The sequence below is a fragment of the Escherichia sp. B1147 genome (genome assembly GCF_001660175.1).
Lineage (GTDB): Bacteria > Pseudomonadota > Gammaproteobacteria > Enterobacterales > Enterobacteriaceae > Escherichia > Escherichia whittamii.
The window spans coordinates 13,213-33,002 of sequence record NZ_LFHY01000025.1 but is presented as its reverse complement, the minus strand read 5'-3'; the positions used below and the strand labels follow the sequence as shown (position 1 = coordinate 33,002).

Sequence of the window (19,790 nt, the reverse complement as noted above, 5' to 3'; positions counted from 1 at the left end):
TCTACCCTCTGATTAAAAATCATATATCTTTAAGACTGATTAATCGGTAAAAGTCGTAGATTGTGGGGGCGCGATCTTTATGAATTCTGAAAAAAACCTGAATCTTGCTAAACATATTGCTTATCATAAATATAGGTTACACACTATAACAATTACTGCGTAATTTAACATTTATCTAAAATTGATAGAGCATAAACGATAACATGACTTATGATAAAAAAGTAACTTCCGGTACAACAAGCCAGAAACAAAACAACATTATCACTCAAAAAATATCTCGCCCAAAGGAATTGTTTCTATTATTTTGGGTTGATGAGCCAAATGATAGTCGACGTTCTTTTTTTGAAGAAGCTTGCATGACGCGTTACTTCAATATTACAAAGTCAAAGACATATAAAAAAGAAACACAACCAGTTTATTACACTGCAATCAGTCGCTTCGATCAAATAAAAGGAATAGTAGCGAACAGAATTAGTCAGAATGGTGGGGAAAGCAAAGCAAAAGTAAAAGAAATTAGCTTATTCTCTCATGCGGGAGAAATCGATGGTCCAACGACTAAATTGACAACTAACACCCCTTCAGTACCAGACTTCCCTCAACAGATGAACATAAAAAATGGCTGGGACTCTATAAATTTCAATTGGACAACCGATTCAATGTTCATAATGTATGGTTGCCGAACCAGCTTTAATGGCGAGAAATCAGGTGCTGGTTTTGCCAGTAAATTATCAAAATTAGATAATTATAAAAATGTGAAGGTATGGGGGCAAACAGAAAGCACCTACCCTTCTATCTATCCAGACATAAGAGAAACATCAATATCAAGGACATTAAATGTTGGATGGTCTTTCGACTTTACATATATGGTTGCAACTCAAGAAGGTGAAGGATGGGATGCTATATTTCCTGATAAAAAAAATCCACTCAGAGCATTACCCATGCAATGTTACAAAAATGGTGAGCTATGTTTAACTTCTGATCAAAGCGTTTTTAATGATCACAGGAAAAATATATCAGATGATTAATAAACAATATCGACTTTTTATTATGATCATTTCATTTGTATGTATTAGCTGTGGTAAACAAACACCTGTCTTTGAAGTCTATGGTGATGAAAGCATTCTTAAGCACATGATCATCAATATGGTTACTTATGAAAAAAACACAAAACTTGTTCGCATCGCTAAAACCCAGACTATAATTTTTAATGGTGAAATCCAGGATGTCGCTGAAAGTAATGACATGGGAGGGGCAAGTTTCTATTTCTCATATAAAAATAAAGTCAACGACCTTGTAACAGATGCATTTTATTTAAACCAAAAACTCGGTAATATTCATGATGCTAATATTTTTGAGGCTTCGCAAAGCAAAGGAGATATTATTAGATACTACAAGTGTAGAGTTGATTTTTTGAAGAAACAGAATTTTATTGAGATAGGCTTGACAAAAAACAAAGATGATTACCTCAAAATTAATGGGGTGCAACAGAAAGAAATCAATAAATATAATGGGTATTTTTTTAATTATTTCGGAAATAAATAACGACCTCCCCTCCCCCGAATCACCTCAATAATCCCCGTCGTCGACACCGACGGCGTGCGGGGGAAATACACCACCTCACAAATATACGCGAAGCTATCGAACTTCCCTGCCCAGTCATCGCCCATCACTAAAATATCTGCACCGTACCCCCGCAGATACTCCGCTTTTTTTTCCAGCGATTCCTCCAGAAATACGCCATCCACGCACGCCAGCCCAGCGATAATCGCCATGCGGTCATCCTGCTGGTAAACCGGCGCTCTGCCCTTTTTGGCGATATTCAGGGCATCTGACGATACGCCGACCAGCAGTTGCTCGCCCAGCGTGCGGGCGCGTTGCAAAAGGCGCAGATGACCGACATGAAACACATCGAAGGTACCGAAGGTGATAACCGTTTTCATGGCTACTCCGCCAATTTGTGCCGCAGCCAGCATTGAACGGCGATATCGTCCACCGCTTTTTGCGCTTTCGCCGTGGCGCTTTCCTGCTGCTCGCGGCGTTTGTCGTCCAGCGTCAGGGCCACCACTTTCTCTTCGCATGCCGCCGCCGTCAGGTTTTTCTGCATTCGCGTGGCTTTGATGTTGGCCAGCGTTTTTTCCTGCTCCTGCCAGGCGATTACCTTGCGCAGGGTGCCTTTGTAGCCGCTGACGTTTTTCAGCGATTCCACCGACGCCGCCGCGCCCGCAGCCGTTTTCTCCACAAGGTAGCCTAACGCCTTGATATTGTTGTCATAGCCCGCGCAAATCTGTTTTTGCTTTGCCAGCTCGACTGTTTTGTCTTTGACCGATTTATCTCGCAGGCGCTGCAATTGCGCCAGGGTGTCAATGATTTGTCGCATAGTTACTGTTCTGCCTTTTTAGCACCAGGAAAGAGAATTTGCAGGCGGCTTTGCACCAGTTCAAGGGAGGCGGGTTCGCGCATCTCCTGGCGCAAAAATCGCTCGATTGCAGGGAACATTTTCACCGCTTTGTCGACGCTGGCGTCCGCGCCTGCCACGTAGCCACCGAGTGGGATCAGCGGTTTGATCTCCATATAGGCGGCGTAGTTTTGCTTTAACGCGCGGGCGGATTGCTGATGTTCCAGGCTGGTGACCTGATTCATGCAGCGGCTTATCGACTGACCGATATCAATGGCCGGATAATGCCCCGCTTCCGCCAGTTTGCGGGTTAACACGATATGCCCGTCCAGCACCGCGCGGGCGCAGTCGACAATCGGATCTTGCTGGTCGTCGCCTTCCGCCAGCACGGTGTAAATGGCGGTCATCGATCCCGCGCTTTCGCTGTTGCCTGCGCTTTCTACCAGTTTGGGGATCATGCCGAATGCCGATGGCGGATAGCCTTTGGTGGCAGGTGGTTCGCCGAGCGAGAGGGCGATTTCCCGCTGCGCCATCGCGTAGCGCGTGAGGGAATCCACCAGCAGTAAAACGTGATGCCCACGGTCACGAAACCAGGCGGCGATGGAGTGGCACAGTTCGGTGGCTTTCAGGCGCATCAGCGGCGATTCATCGGCGGGCGCAACGACAACAATCGATTTTGCCAGTCCTTCCGCGCCCAGCGAGTGGTCGATAAACTCTTTCACTTCGCGCCCGCGTTCGCCAATCAGCCCAACCACCACGATGTCGGCTTTGGTCTGGCGAGTGATCATCCCCAGCAGCACGCTTTTCCCGACGCCGCTGCCCGCCATCAGCCCAACGCGCTGGCCTTTACCAATGGTCAGCAGGCCGTTGATCGCCTTCACGCCCACGTCTAATGGTTCGTCCACCGAACGGCGGGTTAAGGGGTTGACCGAGGGCGGCAGCGGCGGCAGAAGGTCGTTGCCGTTCAGGCGTCCTTTGCCATCCAGCGGTTCGCCGAGGCCGTTCACCACGCGGCCTAACCAGCTTTCGCCAATCAGGATGTCGTGGGCTTTTTCTTCCGGGAAGACGCGCGCCCCCGCCATCAGGCCGACCGGCTGCTTAAACGGCATTAGGTAAGTGATGTCGCGATTAAATCCCACGGCCTGCGCGTCAATCAACGTGTGATTGGCGCTTTCGATGCGGCACAGTTGCCCGGTCATTAGCGGGCAGCCGACGCTCTCCAGCAGAATGCCGTTAAGGCGCACCAGCCGTCCGGCGACGCGGGCCAGCGGGATCGACTCCAGTGAGCGCAGCGCGTTATCGAAAGCAGAAAAATCACTCACCCTGCGACTCCGGCGTTAGCGTTTCTTGCAGCGCGGTCATGCACTGTTCAAGGCGGTGCTCGCAGCCGATATCCAGTTCAGATTTATCGGTAATCACCCGGCATTCGCCCGGCGGCAGATCCGGCGAAGGCGTCAGCCCCCATTCGCTGACTTTTTCCGGCACCGCGTCGCGCAGGCGGTTAAATTCTTCCGTACTCAGCATCACTTGCAGGGTTTTCGGCATCGCCGGGAAGGCCGCCAGCGCCTCTTCCACCAGCGCCAGTAACTGCGTCGGTTGCAGCGCCAGTTCACAGCGGATCACCTGACGGGTGACTTTTTCCACCAGTTGTAGCAAATCTTCCCGCTGTTTGCGTTCAATATGGGCGAGGAAGTCGTTCACTTTTCCGCTGATGGCTTCCAGCGGCTGCGCCGCCTCAACAAACTGTTTGCGCCCTTCCTGCTGCCCGGCGAGGCTGCCTTCGGTGTAGCCCTGGCGTCGCCCCTCAGCAAAACCTTGCTGATGACCTTCGCTAAAGCCCTGCTCCTGGCCTTCGGTCATTCCCTGAGCAAACCCTTTTTGCAGCCCTTCCTGAAAACCGTCCATCAACTGGCGCTGGTAATCGGCGGCGCTGATGCTCGCGGTGAGCGGTTCTCCGGTCACCGCACGCTGGCGCGGCGGAAAACGGTGCAGGCGATAGCGCCCGCGCAGTGTTTCAATGGTCATGGGTTACTCCGCCGTCTGTTCCGCAAAGAGCTGTAGCTGAAACTCTCCCGCCTCTTCCAGTTCACGGGCGATACCCATGATTTCGCGGCGGATCTGTTCGATACGGCTGACCGGCACCGGCCCCAGACGCGCGGTGATCGCTTCCAGTTGCTGCACCTGACGTTTTGGCATTACGGCATAAATGGAGCGGCGCAGCAGGGCTTCGGTGCCTTTCAGCGCCACCGCCCAGTCTTCCATCGGCACTTCGTCGAGCAGACGTCTACGCACTTCTTCGTTCTGGCGGCTGAGGATAAAGAAGTCGTACATCTCATCCTGGAGTTGCTCCAGCACGTTTTCATCGCGCTCGCGCATCTGGTCGAGGATCACCTGCTGGTTGCCCTGGAAGCGGTTGACGATATCCGCCGCCTGTTTGATGCCTTTCACCTTCGAGCCGTGCTCCGAAAGCACCGACAGGCCGCGTTCGATCAGGCGGTCCAGCTCATCCACCACGTCGCGGTTAACATCGTTGAGTTTCGCCACCCGGTAGAGAATTTCGTTTTGCACCGATTCGTTGAGATACGAGAGCACCGCCGCCGAAATTTCCGGCGTCAAAAAGGCGAGAAACACCGCCTGTAATTGCAGATGTTCTTCAGAGATCAGCATCGCCAGTTGGCGCGGTTCCACCCATTGCAGGCGCGCCATCCGCGAGCGGATCTCATCGCCGTAGATGCCGTTGATCACGCTGCTGGCGATCTCGGTACCGAGGGCTTTGTTAAGAATGCCCTGCAACATGGATCGCGACGCACCGTTGATCCCGCTCTGTTCGCGGAACTCATCAAAGAAGTTATTGATCACTTTGCGCGCCATGCTGGTTTTGACGCCGGAAAGCCGCGCCATGTTTTCGCTCAGGCGCACCACTTCTTCGCGGCTGAGTTTTTGCATCACCGTCGCCGCCGCTTCTTCACCCAGACACAGCAGCAGGATCGCCGCCTGTTCCAGGTAGCTGTTGCTCTTATTTATTGTCAATTCGCTCATTGCTGGTAATCCATTGTCTGAGAACTTCGGCAACGCGATCGGTGTCGCTCATGGCCAGTTTTTGCAAGAACTCGAGTTTTACTTCGAGGCCTGAACTCTGGGACGGCAGGCTGTCATCGCCAGGCAGCGACGGCAGATCGACGTTTTTACGATCGTCTTCCGGCGTGGCGATCCACGGTTCACTCACGGCTTCCGGATCCGCGATAACGGCAGGCACTCGCACGGTAGTGAGGCGTTTCATCAGCGGACGCACCACGAAGAACAGCAATAACAGCGCCAGCAGGCCACAGCCAATCAGCCGCACCCAGGCCAGCACGCTGTCATCTTTCCACAGCGGGATTAGCGGTTCGACCGGGACCACCTGCGGCACAAAGTTGAGCAGTGATAAGGAGAGATTGTCGCCGCGCTGGGCGTCGATACCTGCGGCATTGTTCAGCAGCGCGGTAAGCTGTGCGGTCTGCTCCGGCTTCCAGTTTTTCAGCGCCGGGGCGTTTTGATTGAGCACCACCGCCACGTTGAGGCGTTTCACCGCAAAGCCGGGATGCTGAATATGCTGGACGCTACGGTCGTAAGAGTAATCGCGCTTGCTTTCGCTGTGTTTCGAAAGCGCTTCCGGCGAGCGGTTTTCTTCCGTGCCGTTGGTCATTTGATTCGCCGCAACCGGCGGGCGGTTACTAAGCGAACCGGGTACGCCCATCGCCACCTGATTAGTGTCGCTGTCCAGCACGCTCTCTTCGCGGTTGATTTTCGGCGCATCGCCGTAGTGTTCCTGGGTTTCGTCGATGGTGCTGAGGTCGAGATCCGGCATCACGCTAACGCGGTAATTTCCCGTACCGACCAGCGAATCCAGCACGTTTGCCACGCTGGCGCGGGTTTTGTCCTGGATGTCTTTGAGGATCTGATCGCGTTTACGGGTAGCGGCAGAAACCGCCTCGCCCGCGCCAATGCCGTCGGTCAGCAGATTTCCCGCCTGATCGACGACGCTAACTTTACTGGCGTGCAGCCCCGGAATACTGCCGGAAACCAGATGCACAATGGCGTTCACCTGGTCCATATTCAGTTTCGCGCCGTAGTGCAGGCGCACCACCACAGAGGCACTGTTTTGCGGCTCATCGCTGACCACAAACGAGCTTTCTTCGTTGAGCGCCAGATGCACCCGCGCACTCTCCACCGCGTCCAGCGACATAATGCTTTGCGCCAGCTCCCCTTCGAGACTGCGTTTATAGCGTACGTTCTGCACGAACTGGCTGCTGCCGAGCACTTCGTCTTTGTCCATCAGCTCATAGCCGCTGGGCAATATCGCCTGCACGCCTTTCGCGGCAAGGGTCATGCGCGTTTTCGACAGTGCATCTTCTGGCACCAGTATCTGCCCGCTTTGCGGGTCGATGCGGTAGGTGAGCTTTTCACCGTCCAGCACGGTGACAATCTGCGACACGGGCAGATTTTCCTGGCGTCCGTAGAGCGAGACATAGCCGCGATTGCCGGTCCACAGCATACTGACGATAATCGCCGTCGCCGCAACGGCAAGCCCCACTCCCGCCATCAACGCCCAGCGTTTGTTATCTGCGAGACGCAGTCGAAACGCCGGAAACGCCTGGGTTAACTTCTTTATTTGTGCATTCATAGGGTTAGATCGACATACTCATCAGATCGTTAAATCCGGTGGCGATTTTGTTGCGCACCTGCACCAGCGCGGAAAAAGAGAGCGACGCCTGCTGGCTGGCGATCATCGCCCCGGCGAGGTCATCACTTTTGCCCGTGTCGACAGCCGTTTGCTGCTGCTCCGCCACCTGCTGGAACTGGTCTACGTGACCGAGTGCGCCGGACATAATGCGGTTAAACGAAACGTCCGGGTCAGTGGAACTGAAGGTCATGGCGGGCAGCACCGGTGCCTGGGCGTTGGCCTGCATCCGCTGCACGTCCTGCATGATTTGCGCCTGCATGGTGCTGTTGATATTGGTAATGCTCATTTTTAACTTCCGGGTCAGGAGAAAACTTCGATACCGTGCTTGCGCATGGAGGCCAGTCGATAGCGCAGTGCGCGCGGGGTAATGCCTAACAGGTCGGCAATTTTGCTGCGGTTGCCCTGATATTTACGCATCAGGTCGGCGATATATTGATACTGGGCGCTTCGTCCGTGCTGGCCTAAATCGCGGGTTTCGGCAATGTGTACGGTGGGCTGAACAGGCCATTGCAGTTCGCTGTGCTCGGCAACGTCCGTTTCCGGAAGGCCTAAAGCGTCAGGGTAAATTACGCCGTCGCGGTTCAGGATCATTCCCCGCTGAATGGCGTTTTCCAGTTGACGCACGTTGCCGGGCCAGCGGTAATTGAGCAGCGCCCGGCGGGTAGATTCTGACAGGGTGATATTTTTCACCAGCACCGTAGCGTATTTTTTAATAAATGATTCGGCCAGCGGAATAATATCGTTCAGGCGTTCACGCAGCGGCGGCATGGTAATAGGAATAACCGCCAGGCGATAATAAAGATCTTCACGAAAATGCCCGGCAGCGACTTCCTGTTCAAGGTTTTTATTGGTGCAGGCAATCAGGCGAAAATTAAGTTTAATTTGTCGGTTGCTACCTAATCGCTCAACCTGCTGTTCCTGCAATACGCGTAATATTTTGGCCTGTAGCGCCAGCGGCATTTCACCAATTTCATCAAGCAATAAGGTGCCGTTATTCGCCAGTTCCATTTTACCTGGGACGCTGGCAATCGCGCCGGTAAATGCGCCTTTGTCGTAGCCAAATAACGTGGCCTCCAGCATATTTTCCGGGATCGCCGCACAGTTCACACCGATATAGGGCGCGTTTTCACCAAAGGCTACGGAGTGAATATATTTCGCCACGCATTCTTTGCCCGCGCCGGTTTCGCCCTGAATGAGCACCGGCACGTTAAAGGCGGCGACACGCTTTGCCAGAGTAAAAGCGTTAATGCTGGAAGCGGCAGTTGCAATAAGTTCAGACATAGGGTGAACGATATCAGTAGCGACAGAAAACAGGATGTTCTGAAGCGTATCACCGGCGGGATTAACAAGTTTGAATTAAACGATAATAAAAATATTATTTGTTGATGAACAATGAGTTAGAATCGTAGGCCGGATAAGGCGTTTACGCCGCATCCGGCAATCGTGCACCGATGCCTGATGCGACGCTTACGCGTCTTATCAGGCCTACCGTTCGTGCAATGTTTTATGACAATGCCCGACATCTCACCCATTAATAATTTAATTATTTTTTCACTCTATTAATAATTTGCCCCTTTCACGCCTCCTCTATTTAATACCTCACCTTGTGTCACTGCCGGATTTGCGTGCACAAAAACGCCCATACCATTACAGCAGAGAAAGTAAGCCATGCTGAAGTACAGTAAAACGCCAGGCATCTTTAAATTAGAAGGTAATCGGCTTGGACGCCCCTACCATCGCCTGCCGACCCTGTTTACAGGGAATTTTGATGTTATTGATTCACATCTTGGCAGCTATTTTCTCAAAAAGCATCGCAGCAATATCACCTTAAAAAAGATTGGCTGCGAAATGGATATTATCAATAAAAACGCCGAGCTGATGGTTTCCCAGGTCGGGCATCTGGCGTTTGATATTGATCGCTCCTTGCTGTTAATGCTGCTGGGCAATTTTTATGGTCTGGAGTCCTCTCTCGAAGAGACGAAAGCCCATAACGGACTGCCGACCAAAACCGAAACGCGACTAAAGAACCGTCTGGCGCTGGATATCTGCATGCTGATTTTTAATCTGCAAACCTCCGGTATTGCGCTGAAATTAAAACTGGACAGCAGCACGGTTATTACCCACTGGGCGTATCAATTAACCTTTACTCTCGCGGGCGATGAAGAGAGCAGTTTCCGTATTTTGCTCGACGACGCCCATACCGATTTTATTTTAAATCTGATTCGCCACAGCGAGCACAGTAAACCGCAGCAGGTGGCGAAATCGGTCAATAAACCGGCCCTGATTAAAGAAATCATTCGCTCCCTACCGCTGACCCTGACCGTCAAAATCGCCGAGCTGTCGATGAATGTCGCGGATCTGGCGCAGATAAAAGCCGGGGATATTTTACCCCTTTCGCTGGGAGAAACATTTCCGGTGGCGATTGGGCAATCTGAATTATTTAGCGCCCTGATTGTGGAAGACAAAGACAAACTGTTTTTGTCGGAACTGGCGGGCAAAAATGAGAATAGCCATGAGTAAACAAGACGATATTCTATCCGGGGATTTTGGCCTCACCGATGACGTTGCGCCTGCGGTGAACTCCGCCGACACCGAAACGCGGGTCCCCCGCCAGGAAGACCGCTTTTCCGACTCGATGACGCTGCTAAAACGCATTCCGGTCACCTTAACGCTGGAAGTGTCGTCGGTAGAAATCATGTTAGCCGACCTGCTTAACATCGACGACGACACGGTGATTGAGCTGGATAAACTCGCCGGGGAGCCGCTGGATATTAAAGTGAACAATATCCTGCTGGGCAAAGCGGAAGTGGTGGTGGTCAACGAGAAGTACGGCCTGCGCGTGCTGGAGTTTAACACCCGCGATATCAACGACCTGGCGCCATGAAACGCCGCACTCAACTAACGCTGGGTCTGGCGCTGCTGGCGCTCGCCCCTCTGGCGCTGGCCCAGGGCGGCGATATTGCGCTGCTTAATGTGGTCACCCACGGCAACACTCAGGAGTACAGCGTCAAAATCCAGGTGTTGATTCTGATGACCCTCGTCGGTTTGTTGCCGACGATGGTGTTGATGATGACCTGCTTTACACGCTTTATTATCGTGCTGTCGCTGCTGCGCCAGGCGCTGGGGCTGCAACAAACGCCGCCAAACCGCATTCTGATTGGCATTGCGCTCTCTCTCACCCTGCTGGTGATGCGCCCTATCTGGCTCAATATTTACGACCACGCGGTGGTGCCGTTCGAAAACGATCAGATTACCCTGACCGATGCACTAAGTACCGCTGCTACGCCGCTGAAACGCTTTATGCTGGCGCAGACCGACAAAAAAGCGATGGCACAAATCATGACCATTGGCGGCGCGAAGGGCAATGCCGCCGACCAGGATCTCTCCATCGTGGTCCCCGCCTATGTGTTGAGCGAGCTGAAAACCGCGTTCCAGATTGGCTTTATGATTTACATCCCGTTTCTGGTTATCGACCTGATTGTCGCCAGCGTGCTGATGGCGATGGGAATGATGATGCTGTCGCCGCTGATCGTTTCGCTGCCCTTTAAGCTGATGCTGTTTGTGCTGATCGACGGCTGGTCGCTGACCATCGGCACGCTCACCACCAGCATTCGCGGGCTGGGGCTGGGCTGATTATGTTAACCGTAGACGTCGCCGCCGACATTGTCGCCAGCGGCATAAAAGTGGTGATCCTGCTGGTTTCGGTGCTGGTAGTACCAAGCCTTCTCGTCGGCCTGCTGGTGAGCGTGTTCCAGGCGGTGACGCAGATTAACGAACAGACCCTGAGCTTTTTGCCAAGGCTGATTGTCACGCTGGTGGTGCTGGGGGTGTGCGGCAAATGGATGATTATCCAGTTGCATGATCTGTGCATTCACCTGTTTATCCAGGCCGCGTTGCTGGTTCATTGAGATGCGCACAAGCGACGTTACACAACTGATGGATCTGGCGCTGGGGCTATGGTTTCCCTTCGTGCGCATTATGGCATTTCTGCGCTATGTGCCGGTGCTGGATAACAGCGCCCTGACCGTGCGCGTGCGGATTATTTTGTCGCTGGCGCTGGCAATCATCATCACGCCGTTGATCCCCCATCCCATTCCCCACGATCTGCTATCGCTCAACAGCCTGATCCTGACGGTGGAGCAACTATTATGGGGCATGCTGTTCGGGCTGATGTTCCAGTTTCTGTTTCTGGCGCTGCAACTGGCCGGGCAAATTCTCTCGTTCAATATGGGGATGAGCATGGCGGTGATGAATGATCCGAGCAGCGGCGCATCGACCACCGTGCTGGCGGAGCTTATCAACGTCTACGCGATCCTGCTGTTTTTTGCCATGGACGGGCATCTGCTGCTGGTGAGCGTGTTGTACAAGGGCTTCACCTACTGGCCGATTGGCAACGCGCTGCATCCGCAAACCCTGCGCACCGTCGCGCTGGCCTTTAGCTGGGTGCTGGCGTCGGCATCGCTGTTGGCGCTGCCGACCACTTTTATCATGCTGATTGTGCAGGGCTGTTTTGGCCTGCTTAACCGCATTGCGCCGCCGCTGAATCTCTTTTCGCTCGGCTTTCCCATCAACATGCTGGCGGGGCTGGTCTGTTTTGCCACCCTGCTCTACAACCTGCCGGATCACTATCTGCATCTGGCGAATTTTGTGTTGCAGCAACTCGACGCGCTGAAAGGTCACTATGGCGGATAGCAGCAGCGAAGAAAAAACAGAGAAACCCTCGGCGCAAAAGCTGCGTAAAGCGCGTGAAGAGGGGCAACTACCGCGCTCGAAGGATATGGGGCTGGCGGCGAGCCTGTTTGCGGCATTTGTGGTGATCTCCAGCAGTTTTCCGTGGTATGCCGATTTTGTGCGCGAGAGTTTTATCAGCGTGCATCAGTATGCGCAGGAGATTAATAATCCTGACGTTATCGGCCAGTTTCTGCGCCATCACCTGTTAATTCTCGGCAAGTTTATTCTCACCTTGCTGCCGATGCCCGCCGCCGCGCTGCTCTCTTCGCTGGTGCCCGGCGGCTGGCTGTTTCTGCCGAAAAAAATCCTCCCGGACTTCAGCAAAATCAGCCCGTTAAAAGGCATTGGGCGGCTGTTCTCCAGTGAACATCTGGCGGAAACGGGGAAGATGACGGTGAAGTCGGTGGTGGTGCTGGTGATGCTGTGGATTAGCCTGCGCAATAACTTTACCGCCTTTCTCGGCCTGCAGGCGCTGCCGTTCAAACTGGCAATTAATGATGGTTTATCGCTCTACGCCAGCGTGATGCGCAACTTTGTCATCCTGTTTATCTTCTTTGCGCTGATCGACGTGCCGCTGGCGAAAGCCCTGTTTACCAAAGGGCTGAAGATGACCAAACAGGAGCTGAAAGAAGAGTACAAAAATCAGGAAGGCAAGCCGGAAGTGAAGGCACGTGTGCGGCGGCTGCAACGGCAGCTGGCGATGGGGCAAATCCGCAAAGTGGTGCCGAAAGCCAACGTGGTGATCACCAACCCGACCCACTACGCCGTGGCGTTGCAGTATGACCAGTCGCGTGCCGCCGCGCCGTTTGTGGTGGCGAAAGGCACCGATGAGATCGCCCTCTATATTCGCCAGGTCGCTGCTGAAAATCAGGTGGAAGTGGTCGAGTTCCCGCGACTGGCGCGCTCGGTTTACTACACCACTCAGGTGAACCAGCAAATTCCGTTTCAGCTTTACCGGGCCATCGCCCACGTTCTGACCTACGTCCTGCAAATGAAACACTGGCGCGACGGCACACAGCCGCGCCCGGCTCTGAACAGACATATTTCCATTCCCAAAGAGGTGCTTAAACTGGATGGCGAAAACAACTAAATCGTTCCTCGCGCTGCTGCGCGGCGGCAATCTCGGCGTGCCGCTGGTCATACTGTGTATTCTGGCGATGGTTATTCTGCCGCTGCCGCCTGCGCTGCTGGATATTCTGTTCACCTTCAACATTGTGCTGGCGGTGATGGTGCTGCTGGTGGCGGTATCGGCGAAAAGGCCGCTGGAATTCAGCCTGTTCCCGACCATTTTGCTGATCACCACCTTAATGCGCCTGACGCTGAACGTCGCCTCCACGCGCGTGGTGCTGCTGCACGGGCATCTCGGAGCGGGGGCGGCGGGTAAGGTGATTGAGTCGTTTGGTCAGGTGGTGATTGGCGGCAACTTTGTCGTCGGCTTCGTGGTGTTTATCATCCTGATGATCATCAACTTTATCGTCGTCACCAAAGGGGCCGAGCGTATTTCCGAGGTTTCTGCCCGCTTTACCTTAGACGCGATGCCCGGCAAGCAGATGGCGATTGACGCCGATCTTAACGCCGGGTTGATCAACCAGGCGCAGGCGCAAACCCGGCGTAAAGATGTTGCCAGCGAGGCCGATTTCTACGGCGCGATGGACGGGGCATCGAAGTTTGTGCGCGGGGATGCCATCGCCGGGATGATGATTCTGGCGATCAACCTGATCGGCGGCGTCTGTATCGGGATCTTCAAATACAACCTGAGCGCCGACGCCGCCTTCCAGCAATATGTGCTGATGACCATCGGCGACGGGCTGGTGGCGCAGATCCCTTCCCTGCTGCTCTCCACCGCGGCGGCGATTATTGTCACCCGCGTCAGCGATAACGGCGATATCGCCCATGACGTGCGCCACCAGCTGCTGGCAAGCCCGTCGGTGCTCTACACCGCCACCGGGATCATGTTCGTGCTGGCGGTGGTGCCGGGGATGCCGCACCTGCCGTTTTTGCTGTTCAGCGCCCTGCTGGGTTTTACCGGCTGGCGAATGAGCAAACAGCCGCAGGCGGCGGAGGCGGAAGAGAAAAGCCTCGAAACGCTGACCCGCACCATCACCGAAACCAGCGAGCAACAGGTCAGTTGGGAAACCATTCCGCTGATCGAGCCTATCAGTTTAAGCCTCGGTTACAAACTGGTGGCGCTGGTGGATAAAGCGCAGGGCAACCCGCTCACCCAGCGTATTCGCGGCGTGCGGCAAGTGATTTCCGACGGCAACGGCGTGCTGCTGCCGGAGATCCGCATTCGGGAAAACTTCCGCCTCAAGCCCAGCCAGTACGCCATTTTCATCAACGGCATTAAGGCTGATGAAGCGGATATTCCGGCGGATAAACTGATGGCCCTGCCCTCCAGCGAAACCTACGGCGAGATTGACGGCGTGCTGGGGAACGACCCGGCGTACGGGATGCCGGTCACCTGGATTCAGCCCGCGCAGAAGGCGAAGGCGCTAAATATGGGGTATCAGGTGATCGACAACGCCAGCGTGATTGCTACCCATGTGAATAAGATTGTGCGCAGCTATATTCCTGATTTATTTAACTATGACGACATCACGCAGTTGCATAACCGTTTGTCGTCGATGGCACCACGGCTGGCGGAAGATTTGAGCGCGGCGCTGAATTACAGCCAGTTGCTGAAAGTGTACCGGGCGCTGCTGACCGAAGGCGTTTCCCTGCGCGATATCGTCACCATCGCCACCGTGCTGGTAGCCAGTAGCACCGTCACCAAAGATCATATTCTGCTGGCGGCCGATGTGCGCCTGGCACTGCGGCGCAGTATCACCCATCCGTTCGTTCGCAAGCAGGAGCTGACGGTATATACGCTGAATAATGAGCTGGAAAATCTGCTGACCAATGTGGTGAATCAGGCGCAACAGGCCGGGAAAGTGATGCTCGACAGCGTGCCGGTGGACCCGAATATGCTCAACCAGTTCCAGAGCACGATGCCGCAGGTAAAAGAGCAGATGAAAGCGGCGGGGAAAGACCCGGTGCTGCTGGTGCCGCCGCAGCTGCGCCCTTTACTGGCGCGTTATGCAAGGTTGTTTGCGCCGGGTCTGCATGTGCTGTCGTATAACGAAGTGCCGGACGAGCTGGAGTTGAAGATTATGGGGGCGTTGATGTAGGTATCCGGCATCGGTGCACAACTGCCGGATGCGGCGTGAACGCCTTATCCGGCTTACGGTTCGGCGCAAGTTTGTAGGCCTGATAAGACGCAAAGCGTCGCATCAGGCACCGGCGCACAACCGCCGGATGCGGCGTGAACGCCTTATCCGGCCTACGGTTCAGGCACGATTTGTAGATACTGTTATGACCTGCAAGTTTTTTTATACTCCGGTATCCCGGCATGCCAGACACAGCGCCGTCAGGCGCTGTTTTTTTCATCCCTTCCGCGATTTTTATGCAGCTACCGGATTATGCCGTGACGCATCGAACGGCACGCCTGACTTCAGCACTCCATACGCCACCTGGGCCAGTTTGCGCATCATCGCGCCAAGAATCACTTTTCCTTTCTTGCCATTAGCCGTCAGACGCTCGCGGAACGCTCGTCCCCACTCTGTCTTGCTGGTGGCTACCATTGCAGGCATATACAACGCCCTGCGAAGCGACACATGTCCGGCTTTACTCAACCGGCTTGCCCCTCTCACACTGCTCCCTGATTCATAACGCCGTGCTATCAGACCCGCAAAAGCGGCGAACTGTCTGGCATGGGCGAAGCGGTCCTTCAGACCGATATAAGCCAGTAATACCGCGGATGTTTTCTCTCCGATACCCGGGATACTTTCCAGCAGCTTCCTGCGGTGTTTCATATCCGGATCATCGTCTGTCAGGTCTTTTATCTGCTTCTCAAGGCGCTTCAGCTCTGCTTCAAGCCACAGAAGGTGGGCATCAATGCTCGGCTTCTGGACTTCCCGCGCCGTCTCAGTGCGGTTCAGCTCCTGCGTGTGCATATCTGTCAGCGCCTGGTGGCGTACTACCAGGGCACGCAACGCGCGTTCAAGCGGGTGAGGCGCTTCCCAGGCTGCAGGACGCTTCTGACGACAGAACTCTGCCAGCATGCGCGCATCCACGGTATCAGTCTTGTTACGCAGTCCTTCACTCTGAGCGAAAGCTTTACCCAGTGCAGGATTAATGACTGACACGATGTAGCCAGCATCGTAAAGGCACTCTGCGACAGGTTCCATATAGGTGCCGGTCGCTTCGATGCAGATATGCGCATGGTCAATCTTGTGGCCCTTCAGCCAGCTCACCAGCTCATCGTGCCCTTTAGTGGTGTTAGCGAATTTTTTGGTGCGATGACGGCCATCAGGGCGCAACACATCGACATCCAGTTTCTCTTTAGCAGTGTCGATACCAATATAATGAAGTTCATGTTCCATAGTGAAACCAACCTTGCAAATACGGATTACCGGGAAAACCGGTCCATGATACTGTCCGGTTTATCACTCTGGGAGAAAGGCAGTCCGCTGCATAAATCTACAACGCAGGTTAGAAACCCAAGGCCGGATACGGCATGCGGACTGCAGGTCAGAGAAAACTGGCCGATTTTCTCTGCACAGGAGGGATAATACAAGGCCGGATAAGCGTAAGCGCATCCGGCACCGGCGCACAGTTATAAAATGATACGCTCCCCGGCATTCAAATCCGTTACATCACCCGCCCAATCGATGGGATATAACCCTTTCGCGACATCGCGATGAAACGTTGAAAATGGCCAATCACTCACTTGCTTTACCCAGCCATGTTTCACTGGATTTATGTAAATATAATCAACATGATGGCGATAATCTTTGGTATTACGGATGGCGTGCTCCCAAAAACGCGGTTGCCAGATATTTTTCATTCCACAGGCATGGGTGAATTGCTTTTTAATTTCCCGCCAGCGAGAAGAAAAATCATCATCATTTTCCGGTAATGTCCAGATACAGTGCATATGCTCCGGCAAAACAACCCAGGCATTGATTTCAAAGGGGCGGTCTCGCTTAACTTTTATAATGGAATTTCGAAGCGCGTGAAACTGGGTGGTCAAAAGCTGGCTTCGACGATTCCGTAAATTTACCGTGAAAAACCAGGTTCCCCCCTTGATGTAATAACGACGATATTCAGACATAGCGACTCCTTTTTCTCAACGGTAAGAAGAAAAGGAAAAGTCGACAATAAGGTTGTTTTATATCGGGAAAGCGGCTCGCAAAAAATTCGCAGACTCGTAGGCATGATAAGACGCAAAGCGTCGCATCAGGCATCCGCGCACAACTGCCGGATGCGGCGTGAACGCCTTATCCGTCCTACAAAATCGTCTCTTCCGTCAAAATCCGTCGCGCGCCCAAAAAATGATCCTGCCAGAAAGGTTCGGCTAACCGACTTATCCGAATGGTTTCGCCGGTACGTGGCGACTCGATAAATTGCCCATCGCCCAGATACACGCCCATATGGTCGGCAATTTCGCGGCTGTGGATATGGAAAAACAGCAAATCTCCCCGGCGCAGGTCGTTGTTCGCCACAATCGTCGCCCGATGGTAGTGATACATCTCATTCGCCGTACGCGGGAGCTTCGCCTCGAGGATCTTGTTGTAGGCATAAAAAACCAACCCGCTACAGTCGAAGCCTTTGTCGGGCCGCGTGCCGCCCCAGACGTAAGGCTTGCCAAGCTGCTGCTCCAGACGGTGGATCGCCACTTCGGTAATATTGTGCAGGTGGTCGCTGCTTAAGAAGTGGTTGTTTTCCGCCAGCGACTGCCAGCGTCTGTCACTTGCCTTGAGCGGCGCAGGAAACCACTCCGGATGCTGTTTTATCTGTTCGCGGTTATGTTGCCGCAGCGCCCTTCTGCTTTGTGCATCGCCTTCCACAATGTAGCTGGCCTGTGTTTTCAGATGTGCCTGGTACCGTTTTAGCAACCGCGTACGGTTTTGCATCCGCTGGCGGGCGGCGTAGCTAAAAGAGATATGTGATGTGGTGGCGCTGGCGAATAAAGGAAGCAAAACGCATAACGAAAGCACGCCTGGATGCAGAAATCTGCCGTGTGAGAACAAATACATGGAGGATATAAACCGGCTGAATGAAGATGAGAATATTAGAGGACAGGAAGGAGAAGCGGGATTATTAATTGCTTATTTGCATATTACTATCGAGGTTTCATAATCTTAGGAAATAAGAAATAAATCCGTTTTACATGCGCTTTTCGGACTTTTGAAAATCACCACTTATGCTAAATTTGTAAACCCAGCGCCGACAGACTTGCGTAAAACTCTTTTGGTGATAATGTGAGCCTTCCAAATCCAGACTATTCCGATTTGGGATCTATTTTGCCGTCCTGGCGTGTGTAACCGTTTTATCAAGGAATAAGCAGTATGCGTAAAATCGCATTAATTCTTGCGATGTTGTTGGTCCCGTGCGTTTCGTTTGCCGGTTTGCTGGGCAGCAGTAGCTCTACCACGCCAGTGAGCAAAGAGTATAAGCAGCAGTTGATGGGATCCCCTGTCTACATCCAAATCTTCAAGGAAGAACGTACGCTCGATCTCTACGTCAAAATGGGCGAGCAATATCAGCTACTCGACAGCTATAAAATCTGTAAATATTCCGGCGGGTTAGGACCAAAACAGCGTCAGGGCGATTTCAAAAGTCCGGAAGGGTTTTATAGTGTCCAGCGTAATCAGTTAAAACCAGATAGCCGTTACTACAAAGCGATTAATATTGGTTTTCCTAACGCCTATGACCGTGCGCATGGTTATGAAGGGAAATACCTGATGATCCACGGCGATTGTGTTTCCATCGGCTGCTACGCGATGACCAATCAGGGCATTGATGAGATCTTCCAGTTCGTTACTGGTGCGCTGGTGTTTGGTCAGTCAAGTGTGCAGGTGAGCATTTACCCGTTCCGTATGACCGACGCCAACATGCAACGTCATAAGTATTCCAACTTTAAAGACTTCTGGGAGCAGCTGAAGCCAGGCTACGACTACTTTGAACAGACCCGTAAGCCACCGACCGTTTCTGTGGTCAATGGCCGTTACGTGGTCAGCAAACCGTTGAGCCACGAAGTTGTGCAGCCACAACTGGCATCAAACTACACGCTCCCCGAGGCAAAATAAGCGCCATTCGCCTGGCATAATCTTTTGCCAGGTTTCATTGCCCGTCAGCGGCTGTGTCGCTATTACCGTGACCACATCATCCGGTGTGGTCTGCGAACTGAAGTCGATTTCCACATCCCTGTCCAGCAACGTTGCTACGCCAAACGGTGCGCGGCGGGTGATCCAGTGCAGATTGGTCGAACAATACGCCATTACATAGCGCCCGTCCGAGAGCAGCATGTTGAAAACGCCCTTCTGCCGCAGCTCATCCGCCAGTGAAGCGATATATTTAAACACCGCAGCCATGTTGCCCGGCGTGCGCGGGTAACGCTGCGTTAATTTATGCAGCAGCCAGCAAAAGGCTTTTTCGCTGTCAGTTTCACCGACCGGGCGAAAGTTGCCGGTTTCCAGTGATTTATAGCCCGTCAGTTGCCCGTTATGGGCATAAGTCCAGTTGCGTCCCCATAACTCGCGGGTAAACGGGTGAGTATTTTCCAGCGCCACCTCGCCCCGATTTGCCTGGCGAATATGAGCCACAACCGAACAGGATTTTATCGGGTAGTCCTGGACAAGTTTGGCGATGGGGGAATTAAAGCTGGGTTGTGGATCTTTAAATGTGCGACAGCCTTTACCTTCGTAAAAGGTAATGCCCCAGCCATCTTTATGTGGCCCGGTTCCACCACCACGCTGTACAAGCCCGGTGAAACTAAAGCAGATATCGGTAGGGACGTTGGCGCTCATCCCGAGCAATTCGCACATCGGTAACCTCCACAACAGCGGGAGCGCATGGCCCCCGGCGAAGATTGATTTAAGAATTTTCAGGCCGGATGCG

The 19,790-nt window shown here is 53.3% G+C and carries 22 protein-coding genes; 10 read left to right on the top strand and 12 right to left on the bottom strand.

Annotated features, from left to right (window positions below; translation table 11 throughout):
- The first annotated feature begins 203 nt into the window (after window positions 1-203).
- Window positions 204-1,025, top strand: coding sequence for a hypothetical protein (locus A9180_RS21130; RefSeq protein ID WP_064530453.1), 822 nt, complete (start codon window positions 204-206; stop codon window positions 1,023-1,025).
- Window positions 1,018-1,542, top strand: coding sequence for a hypothetical protein (locus A9180_RS24845; RefSeq protein WP_064530452.1), 525 nt, complete (start codon window positions 1,018-1,020; stop codon window positions 1,540-1,542). The genes A9180_RS21130 and A9180_RS24845 overlap by 8 nt, the downstream gene beginning before the upstream one ends.
- On the opposite strand, the gene A9180_RS21120 is transcribed toward A9180_RS24845, so the two are convergent.
- From A9180_RS21120 to A9180_RS21085, 8 genes are read right to left on the bottom strand one after another with little or no spacing between them, the layout of a single operon-like run.
- Window positions 1,524-1,940, bottom strand: coding sequence for an adenylyltransferase/cytidyltransferase family protein (locus tag A9180_RS21120; protein ID WP_064530451.1), 417 nt, complete (start codon window positions 1,938-1,940; stop codon window positions 1,524-1,526). The two genes, A9180_RS24845 and A9180_RS21120, sit on opposite strands and share 19 nt — an antisense overlap.
- Window positions 1,941-1,942: 2 nt before the next feature.
- Window positions 1,943-2,377, bottom strand: coding sequence for a flagellar export protein FliJ (gene fliJ / locus A9180_RS21115; RefSeq protein WP_064530450.1), 435 nt, complete (start codon window positions 2,375-2,377; stop codon window positions 1,943-1,945).
- A gap of 2 nt (window positions 2,378-2,379) precedes the next feature.
- The gene (gene fliI, locus A9180_RS21110) at window positions 2,380-3,717 is read right to left on the bottom strand and encodes a flagellar protein export ATPase FliI (RefSeq protein ID WP_064530449.1); all 1,338 of its coding nucleotides are present in this window, start codon (window positions 3,715-3,717) and stop codon (window positions 2,380-2,382) included.
- Window positions 3,710-4,420: a flagellar assembly protein FliH gene (gene fliH / locus A9180_RS21105; protein ID WP_064530448.1), complete on the bottom strand. Its 711-nt coding sequence runs from the start codon at window positions 4,418-4,420 to the stop codon at window positions 3,710-3,712. The genes fliI and fliH overlap by 8 nt, the downstream gene beginning before the upstream one ends.
- Before the next feature lie 3 nt (window positions 4,421-4,423).
- Entirely contained in the window at window positions 4,424-5,434 is a 1,011-nt protein-coding gene (locus A9180_RS21100) for a flagellar motor switch protein FliG (RefSeq protein ID WP_064530447.1), read from the bottom strand.
- Complete coding sequence (gene fliF / locus A9180_RS21095; RefSeq protein WP_064530446.1) at window positions 5,412-7,058, bottom strand: flagellar basal-body MS-ring/collar protein FliF; 1,647 nt, start codon at window positions 7,056-7,058, stop codon at window positions 5,412-5,414. The genes A9180_RS21100 and fliF overlap by 23 nt, the downstream gene beginning before the upstream one ends.
- Window positions 7,059-7,062: 4 nt before the next feature.
- Complete coding sequence (locus A9180_RS21090; protein ID WP_038355520.1) at window positions 7,063-7,404, bottom strand: flagellar hook-basal body complex protein FliE; 342 nt, start codon at window positions 7,402-7,404, stop codon at window positions 7,063-7,065.
- A gap of 14 nt (window positions 7,405-7,418) precedes the next feature.
- Window positions 7,419-8,399 (bottom strand): sigma-54 interaction domain-containing protein, encoded by a 981-nt coding sequence (locus tag A9180_RS21085; RefSeq protein ID WP_064530445.1) that lies wholly within the window; start codon window positions 8,397-8,399, stop codon window positions 7,419-7,421.
- A 387-nt stretch (window positions 8,400-8,786) separates the two neighbouring features.
- On the opposite strand from A9180_RS21085, the gene A9180_RS21080 reads away from it, so the two are divergent.
- The 7 genes from A9180_RS21080 to flhA are packed head-to-tail and all read left to right on the top strand — an operon-like array spanning window position 8,787 to window position 15,016.
- The gene (locus A9180_RS21080; RefSeq protein ID WP_064530444.1) at window positions 8,787-9,638 is read left to right on the top strand and encodes a FliM/FliN family flagellar motor C-terminal domain-containing protein; all 852 of its coding nucleotides are present in this window, start codon (window positions 8,787-8,789) and stop codon (window positions 9,636-9,638) included.
- Window positions 9,631-10,002 carry a FliM/FliN family flagellar motor switch protein gene (locus A9180_RS21075; RefSeq protein WP_064530443.1) on the top strand — a complete coding sequence of 124 codons (372 nt, stop codon included), beginning with the start codon at window positions 9,631-9,633 and terminating at the stop codon, window positions 10,000-10,002. Before A9180_RS21080 ends, A9180_RS21075 begins: the two co-directional genes overlap by 8 nt.
- On the top strand, window positions 9,999-10,751 hold the full coding sequence (fliP, locus tag A9180_RS21070; RefSeq protein WP_000830267.1) for a flagellar type III secretion system pore protein FliP: 753 nt from the start codon (window positions 9,999-10,001) through the stop codon (window positions 10,749-10,751). Before A9180_RS21075 ends, fliP begins: the two co-directional genes overlap by 4 nt.
- A 2-nt stretch (window positions 10,752-10,753) precedes the next feature.
- Window positions 10,754-11,026, top strand: coding sequence for a flagellar biosynthetic protein FliQ (locus A9180_RS21065; protein ID WP_064530442.1), 273 nt, complete (start codon window positions 10,754-10,756; stop codon window positions 11,024-11,026).
- Window position 11,027: 1 nt separating this feature from the next.
- Complete coding sequence (gene fliR / locus A9180_RS21060) at window positions 11,028-11,810, top strand: flagellar biosynthetic protein FliR (protein ID WP_064530441.1); 783 nt, start codon at window positions 11,028-11,030, stop codon at window positions 11,808-11,810.
- On the top strand, window positions 11,800-12,939 hold the full coding sequence (gene flhB, locus A9180_RS21055) for a flagellar type III secretion system protein FlhB (RefSeq protein WP_064530440.1): 1,140 nt from the start codon (window positions 11,800-11,802) through the stop codon (window positions 12,937-12,939). Before fliR ends, flhB begins: the two co-directional genes overlap by 11 nt.
- The gene (gene flhA / locus A9180_RS21050) at window positions 12,923-15,016 is read left to right on the top strand and encodes a flagellar biosynthesis protein FlhA (protein WP_064530439.1); all 2,094 of its coding nucleotides are present in this window, start codon (window positions 12,923-12,925) and stop codon (window positions 15,014-15,016) included. The genes flhB and flhA overlap by 17 nt, the downstream gene beginning before the upstream one ends.
- A 273-nt stretch (window positions 15,017-15,289) precedes the next feature.
- Here flhA and A9180_RS21045 read toward each other — a convergent pair whose 3' ends face one another.
- The 3 genes from A9180_RS21045 to A9180_RS21035 all read right to left on the bottom strand — a co-directional run bounded on the left by A9180_RS21045 (window position 15,290) and on the right by A9180_RS21035 (window position 17,926).
- On the bottom strand, window positions 15,290-16,270 hold the full coding sequence (locus tag A9180_RS21045) for an IS110-like element IS621 family transposase (protein ID WP_064530438.1): 981 nt from the start codon (window positions 16,268-16,270) through the stop codon (window positions 15,290-15,292).
- A gap of 233 nt (window positions 16,271-16,503) precedes the next feature.
- Entirely contained in the window at window positions 16,504-17,001 is a 498-nt protein-coding gene (locus A9180_RS21040; RefSeq protein ID WP_064530437.1) for an REP-associated tyrosine transposase, read from the bottom strand.
- Between the two features lie 175 nt (window positions 17,002-17,176).
- A complete protein-coding gene (locus tag A9180_RS21035) occupies window positions 17,177-17,926 on the bottom strand; it encodes a C40 family peptidase (RefSeq protein ID WP_064530436.1) in 750 nt (249 codons plus the stop codon).
- 312 nt (window positions 17,927-18,238) lie between these two features.
- On the opposite strand from A9180_RS21035, the gene dpaA reads away from it, so the two are divergent.
- Window positions 18,239-18,979, top strand: a complete 741-nt coding sequence (gene dpaA, locus A9180_RS21030; RefSeq protein WP_064530435.1) for a peptidoglycan meso-diaminopimelic acid protein amidase — start codon at window positions 18,239-18,241, stop codon at window positions 18,977-18,979.
- Here dpaA and A9180_RS21025 read toward each other — a convergent pair.
- The gene (locus A9180_RS21025; RefSeq protein WP_064530434.1) at window positions 18,950-19,717 is read right to left on the bottom strand and encodes a class II glutamine amidotransferase; all 768 of its coding nucleotides are present in this window, start codon (window positions 19,715-19,717) and stop codon (window positions 18,950-18,952) included. The genes dpaA and A9180_RS21025 overlap by 30 nt on opposite strands.
- Between the last annotated feature and the right edge of the window lie 73 nt (window positions 19,718-19,790).